General features: G+C 64.4%; 12 protein-coding genes. 7 read left to right on the plus strand and 5 right to left on the minus strand.

Features of this window, described 5'->3' with window-relative positions; translation table 11 throughout:
* Window positions 1–186 precede the first annotated feature (186 nt).
* Entirely contained in the window at window positions 187–1,419 is a 1,233-nt protein-coding gene (locus tag LU699_RS17635) for an MFS transporter (protein ID WP_232135269.1), read from the minus strand.
* Between the two features lie 334 nt (window positions 1,420–1,753).
* Between LU699_RS17635 and LU699_RS17640 the strand changes: the two genes are divergently transcribed.
* From LU699_RS17640 to LU699_RS17655, 4 genes are all read left to right on the plus strand, one after another.
* Window positions 1,754–2,158, plus strand: a complete 405-nt coding sequence (locus tag LU699_RS17640; RefSeq protein WP_232580315.1) for a DUF4124 domain-containing protein — start codon at window positions 1,754–1,756, stop codon at window positions 2,156–2,158.
* A 184-nt stretch (window positions 2,159–2,342) separates the two neighbouring features.
* Window positions 2,343–3,014, plus strand: a complete 672-nt coding sequence (locus LU699_RS17645) for a class I SAM-dependent methyltransferase (protein WP_232135265.1) — start codon at window positions 2,343–2,345, stop codon at window positions 3,012–3,014.
* Between the two features lie 229 nt (window positions 3,015–3,243).
* Window positions 3,244–3,648 (plus strand): (R)-mandelonitrile lyase, encoded by a 405-nt coding sequence (locus LU699_RS17650; RefSeq protein WP_232135263.1) that lies wholly within the window; start codon window positions 3,244–3,246, stop codon window positions 3,646–3,648.
* Window positions 3,649–3,703: 55 nt separating this feature from the next.
* On the plus strand, window positions 3,704–4,342 hold the full coding sequence (locus tag LU699_RS17655; protein ID WP_232135261.1) for a flavodoxin: 639 nt from the start codon (window positions 3,704–3,706) through the stop codon (window positions 4,340–4,342).
* Window positions 4,343–4,384: 42 nt separating this feature from the next.
* Here the strand turns inward: LU699_RS17655 and LU699_RS17660 are convergent, their stop codons facing one another.
* Together LU699_RS17660 and LU699_RS17665 are read right to left on the minus strand one after the other, a co-directional pair.
* On the minus strand, window positions 4,385–5,392 hold the full coding sequence (locus LU699_RS17660; RefSeq protein WP_232135259.1) for an NADP-dependent oxidoreductase: 1,008 nt from the start codon (window positions 5,390–5,392) through the stop codon (window positions 4,385–4,387).
* A 66-nt stretch (window positions 5,393–5,458) separates the two neighbouring features.
* Complete coding sequence (locus LU699_RS17665) at window positions 5,459–6,247, minus strand: SDR family NAD(P)-dependent oxidoreductase (RefSeq protein WP_232135257.1); 789 nt, start codon at window positions 6,245–6,247, stop codon at window positions 5,459–5,461.
* Window positions 6,248–6,418: 171 nt separating this feature from the next.
* Between LU699_RS17665 and LU699_RS17670 the strand changes: the two genes are divergently transcribed.
* From LU699_RS17670 to LU699_RS18470, 3 genes are all read left to right on the plus strand, one after another.
* Window positions 6,419–7,009: a TetR/AcrR family transcriptional regulator gene (locus LU699_RS17670; RefSeq protein ID WP_232136157.1), complete on the plus strand. Its 591-nt coding sequence runs from the start codon at window positions 6,419–6,421 to the stop codon at window positions 7,007–7,009.
* A gap of 521 nt (window positions 7,010–7,530) precedes the next feature.
* On the plus strand, window positions 7,531–8,445 hold the full coding sequence (locus tag LU699_RS17675) for a TniB family NTP-binding protein (RefSeq protein ID WP_232135190.1): 915 nt from the start codon (window positions 7,531–7,533) through the stop codon (window positions 8,443–8,445).
* 41 nt (window positions 8,446–8,486) lie between these two features.
* On the plus strand, window positions 8,487–9,311 hold the full coding sequence (locus LU699_RS18470) for a TniQ family protein (RefSeq protein ID WP_425491662.1): 825 nt from the start codon (window positions 8,487–8,489) through the stop codon (window positions 9,309–9,311).
* 241 nt (window positions 9,312–9,552) lie between these two features.
* On the opposite strand, the gene LU699_RS17680 is transcribed toward LU699_RS18470, so the two are convergent.
* Together LU699_RS17680 and LU699_RS17685 are read right to left on the minus strand one after the other, a co-directional pair.
* Window positions 9,553–10,350, minus strand: a complete 798-nt coding sequence (locus LU699_RS17680) for a copper resistance protein B (RefSeq protein WP_232149424.1) — start codon at window positions 10,348–10,350, stop codon at window positions 9,553–9,555.
* Between the two features lie 437 nt (window positions 10,351–10,787).
* Window positions 10,788–12,641, minus strand: a complete 1,854-nt coding sequence (locus tag LU699_RS17685) for a copper resistance system multicopper oxidase (RefSeq protein WP_232135185.1) — start codon at window positions 12,639–12,641, stop codon at window positions 10,788–10,790.
* Window positions 12,642–12,666: the final 25 nt, after the last annotated feature.

The following is a 12,666-nucleotide window of genomic DNA, read 5'->3' on the forward strand; positions in this document are numbered from 1 at the left end:
ATTATGAAAGAGGCGCAACCTTGCAGCGCAGCATTCCGACGGGCGGTTGCGGCGTATTCAAGCGCTGAAGACTCGGTCAGCGGTTGGCTGTCAAAGCCCGGTGCGACGGGCTTCCGGTGAGCGGCGCAACGACACGGCAGGGCCGGACGCGAGCGTGTGCGCGTGGCTGTTGTGCGAACGACCGTCTCAGGGATTGCGCCCCTTCGTCACCGGCAACAGGGCCGTCGCCAGGCCGAGCAGGGGCAGGAACGCGGTGACCTGATAGACCCAGACGATGCCGCGTGCATCGGCGAGCTGGCCGAGTGCGGCAGCGCCGATGCCGCCGATGCCGAACATCAGACCGAACATCAAACCGGAAATCATGCCGACGCGGCCGGGCACCGCTTCCTGTGCGTAAACGACCAGCGCGGCGAAGGCCGACGACATCACCAGGCCGATGAGCACCGCGAGCACGGCCGTCATCGCCAGGCCGACGTGGGGCAGGGCGAGCGCGAACGGCGCGACGCCGAGGAAGGAAATCCAGATCACCGCCTTGCGGCCGATGCGATCGCCGATCGGGCCGCCGGCGAACGTGCCCAGCGCGATCGCGCCGAGGAACAGGAACAGATAGACCTGGCTCTGTTGCACGCTCACGCCGAAACGCTGGATCAGATAGAAGGTGAAGTAGTTGGTGAACGAGGCGATGTAGACGAACTTCGCGAACATCAGCACCGACACCACCGCGATCGCCTGCACGATCTTGCCGCGCGGCAGTCCCGTGCCGCGGGTGACCGCAAGCCGCGTCAACCGCGCCTGGCCATGCAGTACCGTCCATTTCCTCAGTCGCAGCAGCACGAACACGGCAAGCGCGGCGACCAGCAGGAACCACGCAATGGCGGACTGCCCGTGTGGAATCACGATGGCCGCGGCCAGCAGAGGACCGATCGCCGAACCGGTATTGCCGCCGACCTGGAATGTCGATTGCGCGGTACCGAAGCGACCACCGGAGCCCATCCGCGCCACGCGCGACGCTTCGGGATGGAAGGTCGCCGAGCCCACGCCGACGATCGCCGCGGCGACGAGCAACATCGAGTAGCTGTGCGCCATCGCCAGCACACCGATGCCCACGAATGTCACCGCCATGCCGGCCGGCAACAACCAGGGCAGGGGACGCTTGTCGGTGTATAGACCGATCCACGGCTGCAGCAGCGACGCGGTGATCTGGTAGACCAGCGCGATCACGCCGATCTGGCCGAAGTCCAGGTCGAAATCGCCCTTCAGCATCGGGAAGATCGCCGGCAGCATCGCCTGGATCAGATCGTTGAGCAGATGCGCGAACGCCGCCGCACCGACGACGCGGATCGCGAAGCCCTGGGGCGGGGTGGAGAGGTCGGCTGCGGGCGCAGCCGCGGCTTCAGGGAGGTGTACGGGGTCGGACATCGGATGCGATGGCGTTCCGGTGTGGCGCGGCAGCGTGCGTCAGCAGAAATCCGCTGATCATCGCGGCCGGGCGACTGCGCCGGATGCGCGGGTCATGTGGGGGCTGCAGATTAGAGCCTCGCGCAGCGCCCGTCTTGCGCGGCAGCGACACTGTCTGTCGCGTTCTGGAGATCGGCAAGGCATTTGATCGGGTCGGACCGCCGCGAAGTGCGGGATGACCGGCGGGCAGGGCGATGCGCCGCGGCGCTTATGCGATGGGCATGGCCGCTCGACAAACGTGTACGTCTCCTTAGAATTCGCCGTTCAGGGGATGGAGCTTCAACGAATGGATTCGATGTCGAAGCGGCTTGCGCTGCTCGTCGTGCTGGCGTGGTCCAGTCCGGTGGCCGCACAGCACGTGTACAAATGCGTCAACTGGCAAGGCGCGGTGACCTACCAGTCCGAGCGTTGCAGTGATCGCGACCGGATCGATCGCGTGTACGACACGAACCGCGAGATCGAGGTCGACGGTCGCGTCGTCCGCAATTTCGTGCCCAGCACGGCTGCAAACGATCCCGCACTGTCGCGGCGCTACGGCAGCCCGCAGAACGCCGATGGCAGCTACAAGTCGGATTCGCTGTGCGGTGTCGTGACCGCAGCGACCAGTGGCCACCGGCGTTACCGGAACATCGAATCACTCGCGGGCGATGCAAGGCTGCGCTCGGCGCATTGCAATCACACGCGCGGCCCTGGTAGCTGAAAGTAGCCGGCCAGGCGTGGCTCTGCACGTGCGCGGTGACACTGCAAATATGGAAAAGCCGACGTCTCGCGCCGATCAGTTTTCATACGAGTGATCAGGCACCGCTAAACAACATCCGTCGACCGACAATTGAAGTAACAACAAATGTTACATTTAGCGCTCTGGATTTTCAGTGGAGTGCGGTGTGTCTTTCTCGGATCGAGCCGCAGTCGCGGAATACGCCGCCAACGTCGTCCGTCAGGTGCCGGGCGTCCATGCGCTGCATCGGATGGCGCACGTGTTGCTTGATGAGCATGTACCTGCCGATGGAAACGTGCTTGTGCTCGGCGCAGGCGGCGGGATGGAACTGGCGGCGTTCGCCGATTGCAGTCCTGGATGGCGTTTCACCGGCGTCGATCCGTCCGCGGAAATGCTGGCGCTCGCGACCCGCACACTTGGACCGCACGCGTCGCGCGTCGATCTCATCCACGGTTACATCGCGTCCGCGCCTGACATCGCGTTCGACGGGGCGACCTGTCTGCTGACACTGCACTTTCTGGATCGCGACGCGCGTCTCGACACCCTGCGTGAACTGCGGCGTCGTCTGAAACCAGGCGCGCCGCTGGTGATCGCGCATCACAGCGTGCCCGATGATGTTGTGGAGAAGCGGCGCTGGTTTCGACGCTGGGCCGCGTTCGCAGCCGTCGACAGCTTGTCCACCGGAGAGGCGTCCGAGCGTGCCGACATGATGGCGAGCCGTCTGCCGACACTTTCCCCCGAAGCGGAGACCGCAATCCTGCAGGAGGCAGGCTTTGAGCGGCCCAGCCTGTTCTATGCGGCGCTCACGTTCCGGGGATGGGTCGCGTACGCGGGGTAGGTTTCAGTCCTGCCCGATCCGCTGCAGATCCTCGCGGAACAGCGCCGGCTCGCCGGACAGCGGCAGATTGTCCTGATCCCGCGGACCATCGAGTGCGTTTTCGGCGTTAGAGCTGGCGCGCGCATGATGTTCCGGCGCATCGCAACGCGGCGCTGACGCGTGCCACACGCCTCGCCGCTACTTTGATGCTGCCCTCGTCTTTCCCGTATTCGCGCAGGAGCATTCCGACATGAAGATCACCCGTGCAGGCAGTCAACCGTCCGCCGCAGGCCCGGCGGACTATTTCACCGGCCAGGTCCGCCTCGATGCACCGTTCCAGACCGAAGCGCCCGCGCGCGTCGGAGGCGCCACGGTGACGTTCGAACCCGGTGCACGCACTGCATGGCATACGCATCCGCTCGGACAGACGCTGATCGTCACCGCGGGCGCCGGCTTCGTGCAGCGCTGGGAAGGCGAGGCCGAGCCGATCCGGGTCGGCGACATCGTCTGGATTCCGCCAGGCATCAAGCACTGGCACGGCGCGGGACCCGAGACTGCGATGACACACATCGCGATCGCCGAATCGCAGGGCGGTACGGCGGTCACGTGGCTGGAACAGGTCAGCGACGCGCAGTATCCGGGCAAGACGCCTTGATCCGGATCTTGATGCCGACACTCGACATCGGCGCGTCCGATACCCGGCGCGCACCGTGAGCAGGCCCCAGGCGACGGGCATCGATCGGCGCCGCTTTCTCGGCGTCGCAGCGGGCGCCACTGTTGCCGTGGGTCTCGCTGGCTTCGGCTTCCTGCACGGCGTGCCGGCCGCCCGCGCGCAGGCGCGGGGCGTGGGACGCGCACTGACTGTCTTCTACAGCCGGACCGGTCACACGCGCAGCGTCGCCGAGGCCATCCATCGTCGCGTCGGCGGCGATCTGGTCCGCGTCGACACCGCGACGCCGTATCCCGAGGATTACGACGCCACCGTCGCCCAGGCACGGCGCGAACGCGACAGCGGCGCGTGGCCGCAACTGGCCACGCGCGTCGAGTCGATCCGCGATTACGACATCGTCTTTCTCGGCACACCGATCTGGGGCGATCATCTCAATCCGCCGATGAAGCGCTTCCTGTCCGACCACGCTGCAGCGCTGTCGGGCACCGCGCTCGCACCGTTCGCGACCTACATCGTGAGCCGCATGGGGCAGGTGCGCGGGAACATTCTGGACATCGCACCCGGGGTGAGGCTGCGCGACGGTCTCGCGATACGCGGCGAAGACGCCGCTCGTCCGGATCGCGATGTGGATGTCTGGCTGGGCCGTCTGGGCCTGCCGCTTCGACAGATCGAGCGGTGAGGGCAGCGCGGCACACGATCACTGGCCGCGCGCGCGATGCCGTCAGCCAGGCTTCAACTCGACGACGACTTTGCCCTTGGCGCGGCCCTTGCCCAGATGGACGAGCGCCTCATGCGCCTGATCGAACGGAAACACCCGGTCGATGACGGGGCGGATCCGGCCGGATTCGAGCAACGTGGCGATCTCCGCGAGTTGCGCGCCATCCGGACGCACGAACAGGAAGGAATACGAGAGGTCACGCTGCGCCGCGAGGCGCCGGATCTTCCGGCTCATCCATCCGAACACCAGCGCCAGCAGACCGTTGAGCTTGCGCGCACGGGCGAACGCCGGGTCGAGCGGCCCGACCAGCGAGACGATGCGGCCACCGGGTTTCAGGATGCCGACGGACTGTTCGATCACGTCGCCACGCAGCGTGCCGAGTACGACGTCGTAATCGCGCAGCACCGTGTCGAACGTGTCCTGCGTGTAATCGACGACTTCATCCGCGCCCAGGTCACGCACCAGCGACACATTGCCGGTGCTGGTGGTGGTGCCGACGTGTGCGCCCAGATGCTTCGCCAGCTGGATCGCGAATGTGCCGATGCCGCCAGAGCCGGCCGGTACGAACACCTTCTCGCCGGTTTGGAGATTCGTGCGCTCGCGCAGTGCCTGCCAGGCGGTCAGACCGACCATCGGGATCGACGCGGCCTGTACGAAATCGAGATTGGCCGGCTTGTGGGCCGCGACGCGCTCGGGCACCGCTGCGAACTCCGCGAGTGATCCGTTGCCCAGATCGAACAGACTCGCGTAGACCGCATCGCCCGGCTTGAAACGGGTCACGTTCCGGCCGATTTCGACAACGATACCGGCCAGATCGCTGCCCAGCGTTGCCGGCAGATCGAACTTCAACACAGCTTTGAAGGCGCCTGTCGGAATCACGTTGTCGATCGGATTCAGGCCCACCGCGTGGATCTGTACCAGCAGTTCGTCGGGGCCCGGGACCGGGCGCGGCACATCGCTGAAACCAATACCCGGCGACTTGCCGTAACGCTTGAACGTGAGTGCCTGCATCGTGGTGCGTCCTTGAACTTGCGTGGGTCCGCCGTTCGCAATGCGGCCGGCCGCGTCTGAAGTGGATCAGCGCGTGGTGTGATACCGCTTAGCGGCATGCGCTTGGCGCAGATCCGACATCAGACCCAGACGTGCGGCGTCCAGTGCATCCCAGCGTTCGGCCACGTGCAGCGGCGGAATGGTCACGGCTTCGAGCCGGTCGAACCCCACCAGCGCGGCATCCACCAGTTCGGCGGTGTCCATCAGATCGGGCAGGGTGGCGGGATCGACACCTGCCCGTTCCCAGATCTCGGTGCGCGTGCCGGCGGGCAGCACGGCCTGCACGTAGACGCCCTTCGGGCCGAGTTCCAGGCGCAGTCCTTGCGAGAGATACAGCAGAAATGCCTTGGTCGCGTCGTAGACCAGCGCGCCGAATTCCGGTGCAAAGCCGACCACCGATCCGATGTTGACGATCGCGCCTGCACCCGTTTGGGCGAGGCGGGGCGCGATAGCCGCGGCGAGCTGCGTCGGCGCCGCGGTGTTGAGCGCGATCAGGCGCGCGACGCTGTCGCTCGACTGGTCGAGAAAACCGCCGGACTGGGCTGCGCCTGCGTTGTTGATCAGGATGCCGATGCGCGCGTCGGTGCGCAGGCGCGCGGACACCGCTTCGAGATCCTGCGGATGCGTCAGATCGGCGCGCAGCACATCGATCGTGACCCCGGTTTCAGCGCGCAGACGGGCGGCCAGCGCCTCGAGACGGGACTGGTCGCGCGCGACCAGCACGAGATCGTGGCCGCGCTGTGCAAAGCGTTCGGCGTAGACGGCACCGATGCCACTGGAGGCACCGGTGATCAGGACGGCGGGTAGATCGTGCATGGGGTCGGCTTCGTGTGGATTGGATCGATGGGGCAGCCCGTGCCGGGCTGGACTGGAGGCGCACTTCGCTTCCGCCCCGCAATGATTATGATCGTAATCTTTAAAGTCAATAGATTGATGATGATCGACATCAATGTATGCTTGTCGCCTGATTCGAGACGAGGCCGCGACATGAGGGTGACCAAGGCGCAGGCATCGGCGAACCGCGCACACGTGGTCGAAACGGCCTCGGCGCTGTTCCGGGAACGCGGTTACGACGGCGTGGGCGTCGCGGACCTGATGGCGGCTGCCGGTTTCACCCACGGCGGGTTCTACAAGCAGTTCCAGTCCAAGGCGGACCTCATGGCCGAGGCTGCGGCCTGTGGATTCGAACAGGCTGCTCAACGTGCCGCGGTGCAGTCGCCGGCCGACTTCATCGCGCACTACCTGTCGCGCGAGCACCGCGACCACCGCGGGGCCGGCTGCACGATGGCCGCACTCGGCGCGGATGCTTCACGTCAGACGGACGCTGTCAGGGCCGCGTTCGCTCAAGGCATCGAAGGTTTGTTGGCCGACATCCAGAACGCCAAGGGCGATGCCGCGTCGCCAGACAGCGGACAGGGCTCGCGCGCAGAGACGCTGGAGACGATGGCGCGCCTCGTCGGTGCGCTGGTGCTGTCACGCGCATGCCCGGACGACTCGCCGCTGGCGGACGAGATTCTGGATGCGTGTCGGGGCAAGGCGTTCGGTATGCGGGAGAAGAGTGGCGCCAAAGCGGTTTGATGCGTGGAAGGCGCCGACCAGGGACTTATCTAGAACTTCGCATAATGTACATTATGTCAAGTGTCACGCGGTGGCTGCGGAGGGTCTGCCAGCTGTCGGTAGTTCCCAAACTCTGTCGCCTGATCCCTAACCATGGCATGAGCCCTAACCGTGTCATTCTCCTACAGCCGCTTCTATGTCGATCAACCACTTAGAGCTGACAGCCGCGAATGGCTGTATAGCCAACTCGGTGCGACATTTCCCTTAACCATGTCGTGCTCCGATACGATGGCGCGTCCCTACAAACCTACAACCGCATCAATCGTGCACTTTGGTACGACGTCGGGTTGGTTCTGCCGGTCTCGGCTGCCTCTTTGGTTCGGTTTGCTTGGCGGCACGTCGAGCCCGTGGAACCAGTCGGCCAAGGAAGCGCCCTGCGCCTCCTACGGGATCGAGTCCGCCAGCAGTAGTTCCGCTTCCGCCTGTTGCGTCGCCAAGCCGAGCAGAGATCCATCTTGAAGAATGGATCTGAGGAGCTCGAGATGAGCGATTTCAACCACCTCGATCCCAGCGTTCGAGGATTACTCGATCTCTCCAGCGAGGAACGCGCCGGCCGAATGCTCGTCGAGCGATTCATCACTCATGAACGGTTGGTTCCTATCTTCCAGCATGTCGAGTTCCTGATCCACATGCCAACCCAGACACGTGCGAACGGACTCGTCGTGTCCGGCAAGCCGGGGTCAGGCAAGACCATGCTTTCGCGGGCTATTCAACGGCGGTATCCGGCCACTCCAGCTGAGAACGGCGAGGCAGCAAGTCGTCCTGTGTTGACGATCAACATGACCAATGCCCGTGAGGCCAAGACTCTCTACAACAGGATCCTGGGCGGCCTCGGAGTGCCGGATCCAGGGCGCTACTCCGGCAGCGATCGCGAACGCATGGTGCTCAAACTTTGTAGCGCGGCGAACGTCCGGTTGCTAGTAGTTGACGAGATTCAGGACATCCTGACGACAACAGCGCGTCAGCAGCGGATCGCGCTGGACACGATCAAATTTCTGATGAACGAATTGTCGCTCCCCATCCTGACGCTAGGTACCTCTTCTGCGCCAGCCGCGATGCAGGTGGATGAGCACTTGAATGCACGGTTCAAATATCGAGAGTTGCCTCTATGGACACGTGACGAGTTCCTGACAAATTTTCTCGACACTTTGGAAAAAGCGCTTCCGCTTCGAAAGCGTTCTTATCTGTCCTCGCCAACTTTATCGACAGACCTGATCCGCCTGTCTGGAGGGGTGCTCCAAACGATTGTCCAACTTGTAACCCATGCGGCAGCGCATTCGGTTGAGTCTGGTGAAGATCAGATCACAAGCAAACTGCTCGAGCGGGCGGCGGTCGAAGCCCCGCTCGCCGCAGCCAAGCAGGCTGCCGTCCAAGCTAGGTTGGGAAGGGTCGCATGAGCGCTGAGGCGACTGCTCACCGCTGGTGGATTCAGCCGCCTATGCCAGACGAATCCCTGCGCTCGGTGCTGAGCCGCGTTGCTGCGTTGTACGAGTGCTCACCGAAGCAACTATGGGAATCTTTGAATCAGGACGATCGTCGATCACCCGGAGATGTTGACTCGCCCTCATGCTTCGGCTTACGAAGAATGGCAGCAGCGATCGGAATGCCAGCTGCAGAACTCCTGCCCCACAGGCAGCCGGATGCCGCATGGCTGCTGGCGCCCCACGCCCGGAACGTCTTCTGTCCGACATGCTGGAACGAGGCTCGAGCCCGAGGTGAGCCCTTCTCTATCCGCCGCGACTGGAATCGGGTGCTCCGCACTAGGTGTCGAAATCACGGCAGCCTACTCCAGCTGGCTCCGGCGAATTGGGCAACTTGGTCGCCTTCCCAGCCGTTCCAGTCCCCCGCCTACACACTCCAGGAACAGCAAATTCTCGAATTGATAGGGTCTTTCGAGGAAGCGTTGGAGCAGAGTCTGTACTTCGGGAGTCCGTGGCCCGGAAATTTGCGCGGAAATCCGCAAATTGCTCGTCAACTGCTCCTAGCGGTCAGTTTCAACTTGAACGAGCTTAGAGATTTCCCACTGACCAGTCAGATCCAAGTCCGTGGAAATCTGATCGGATTCATTCGGGGTCCACTGCATCAGCAGGATCCGGTCAAGAAGCTCAGGTGGGACGCATTCCGGGATCTATCCGATCCCGCGATCCGCCGCGCAGGCCTATGGGTCGCGGGATGGACATTGACGCCAGAGTGCCCGGGTGAACTATCCCCAGGCATCTTAGACCTGTTGGGCCACGTTGGAGCGCGCGACTGTTCCAACTAGCAGTTGTCAGATGAGTGCTGCTCTCGGGACAGCGGGCACATTTGATCCTTAACGATGTCGCTGCCGTCCAAGCATGCCCTTTACCGTGTCGCATGCCGACAGATAACGACCAGCTGAGGGGCTGGCGACCAGAAAAATCGCTTTCATTTCATATGCCTAGAATATTTCTTCTCAAACGACATAGTTAGAGGGTCAACGACAGTGGCGGCCATCTCTGGACGCAACCTTCCCCAGCCACCACTCAGAACCAGGTCCGCAGCCCGATCACGATCTTCGTGTCGTCGGGTTCGACTCCTGTGGCTTCCCGCAGACCCCGGGTATCGCCGTACGCGCGTTCGTGTACGACGCCGATGTACGGGGCGAACTTGCGGGTGAACTCGTAGCGCAGGCGCAGCCCGGCTTCGGCCTTCGTCAGGCCGCTGCCAATGCCGCGGGCTGGATCGTCGCGGCGCGCCAGTGCGAGTTCGACCACGGGCTGCAGGATCAGACGGTTCGTCAGCAGTAGTTCGTACTCGAGTTCGAGTTCGCCGATGACCTGACCGCCTTCACCGGCGTACGCCATGGCCGAGACTTCGAACATGTACGGCGCGAGGCCCTGGATGCCCACCGCCGCGAAGGTCTGCGATGGGCCCGGTCGAAACGATTGGCGGGCGCCGGCCACGACATCCCACCACGGCGAAATGCTGCGCCCATAGAGCACGTCGAGATCCGCGGCATGTGTGCGCCCTGCACTGCGTTCGCCGCTGGCCTTCAACCACAGTCGGTCGGTGTCGCCGCCGATCCACGCATCCGCTTCCCAAGCCTGGCCGCTGCCGTGGTCGCCGGGGAAAGCTTCCAAACGGTCGATGCGCACGAAGCTGCGGATGGTGTCGCCGTGCATCTCGTGACCATGCAGATGCTCGGGAAACGCGGCAGCGCGATCGGCGTCGGTGATCGGGGAAAGCGGTTCGCGTGGCGGATGGTCGGCGGGTAGATCGCCGGCTGGTTGCGCGGCTTCACTTCGATGATGCGCGTGCGCGTCATCGGTTGCGGGTGGCATCTCCGGCTTGTGGGATTCCGGATGTCCCGCGTGACCTGCGTGCGCCGAATAATCTTGCTCGATTACGGGTTCGGCTGCGGCACGGCCCCGATGCTGCGCATGCGGGTCATCGGCACGCCTGTTGTGCACGGCTGCTGGTGCCGTGTACCCGCCTCCATTCGCCTGATGCGCGGCCGCAGGGACTGCATGGGTGCGAGGTGTCGCCGCGGGTTCTGCCGGAGTGCGGTGATGCGCGTGGGGATCTGTAACAGATGGCACTGCGGGTTTCGACGCGCGTGGTCGCTGCGGCGTCGCGCGCGGCGGCGTCGGCTTCGCTGCAGCAGGCTTGTTGGCCGGCGGATGATGCCCGTGTGCGCTGTGCTGCGCGTGGGCACTACCGATCGCGGCACACAATGCGGCGGCCAGCACACCGGTGCGTGCGAGTGTCGACGGCGCGCTCATTCGACCACCTGCACTTCGCGGAACATGCCCGCTTCCATGTGGTACAGCAGATGGCAGTGATAGGCCCAGCGCCCGAGCGCGTCGGCGCGCACGCGATAGCTGCGTTTCGCACCGGGCGGCATGTCCATGGTGTGTTTGCGCAACTGGAAGTTGCCTTGTGCGTCTTCGACATCGCTCCACATGCCGTGCAGATGGATCGGGTGCGTCATCATCGTGTCGTTGACCAGCACCACGCGCAGCCGCTCGCCGTAGTTGAGCCTTAGAGGTTCCGCATCAGCGAACTTGATGCCGTCGAACGACCACGCGAACTTTTCCATGTGGCCGGTCAGATGCAGCTCGATCTCACGCCCGGGCGAGCGGCCGTCGGGATCATCGAACAGGCTGCGCATCATCCCGTAGGTCAGCACGGTGCGGCCGTTGTCGCGCAGGCCGATGCCCGGATCGTCGAGCCGGTGCGTCGGCGCCATCGTCTGCATGTCGACCAGCGGATTGCTGCGTTCGCTGTCGGGATGCGTCTGCATTGCGCCGGCGCCGTGATCGCCCTGCTCCATCGACGCATGATCAATCGAGGCGTGCTCCATTGAAGCGTGGTCCATTAAAGCGTGATCCGCGGCATGTCCCATCGCCGCGTAATCGATTGCACGCCCCTGCCCCGCGCCGTGCCCGGCATGACCACCACCGTGCATGCCGCCGTGGCCCATGTCGTCCATCGTCAGGATCGGTCTCGCATCGACATCGGGTACCGGTGCGCGCAGGCCTTCGCGGACGCCAAGCGTGCCGCTGACGAAACCGGTGCGGCCCATGTCCTGGGCGAAGATCGTGTAGGCGTCCTGCCCCGACGGCTCGACGATCACGTCGAAGGTTTCGGCCACGGCGATGCGGAACTCGTCGACGCTGACCGGATGCACGTACTGGCCGTCGGCCGCCACGACCGTCATCTTCAAGCCCGGAATGCGCACGTCGAAATACGTCATCGCCGAGCCGTTGATGAAACGCAGGCGGATCTTCTCGCCGCTGCGGAATAGCGCGGTCCAGTTGCCCGGCGAGGTCGTGCCGTTCATCAGATAGGTGTAGGTGTGCGCGTTGACGTCGGAGATGTCGGTCGGCGTCATCCGCATCTGGCCCCAACCGCGGCGCTCGGCCATCGTGGCCCGCAGGCCATCCTCGCGCGCGTCGCGGATGAAGTCGCCGAGCGTGCGCTTGTAATAGTTGTCGTGCTCGGCCATCTTTTTCAGCCGCGCGAACAGCGCCTGTGGCGGCAGATCGGTCCAGTCGGTCAACAGCACGACGTAGTCGCGATCGAACGCGAACGGCTCCGGCTCGATCGGATCGATGATCAGCGCGCCGTACATGCCGGCCTGTTCCTGGAAACCGGAATGGCTGTGGTACCAGTAGGTGCCGCCCTGGCGCACGTCGAAGCGGTACTGGAAGGTCTCGCCGCGGTGGATGCCGTCGAAACTCAGGCCCGGCACACCATCCATGTTCGAAGGCAGCAGGATGCCGTGCCAGTGGATCGAGGTCATGTCGCCGTAGATCGAACCGGCGGGCAGCGCGTTGTGCACGCGCATGTCGACGGTCGTGCCTTCGCGCCAGCGCAGGATCGGCGCCGGTAGTGAACCGTTGATCGTGGCTGCGGGTCGCGTGCGGCCGGTGAAGTTGACGAGGGTCTCGCCGACGACGAGGTCGAAATCGGTGCCGGCGAGCACGCGGCTCGTCGGCGATTGCAGCGCCCAGCTGGCGCGTGGCCACAGGCCCGCACCGGCGGCGGCAATGCCACCCAGCGCGAGGCCCTGCACGAAACGACGGCGCGACGGCGCGACGGCATCGTCCGTGGGAATTCGAAATGTCATGTCTGCTCCAGATCGGAAACCGGGT

It is taken from the genome of Luteimonas fraxinea (assembly GCF_021233355.1).
Classification (GTDB): domain Bacteria; phylum Pseudomonadota; class Gammaproteobacteria; order Xanthomonadales; family Xanthomonadaceae; genus Luteimonas; species Luteimonas fraxinea.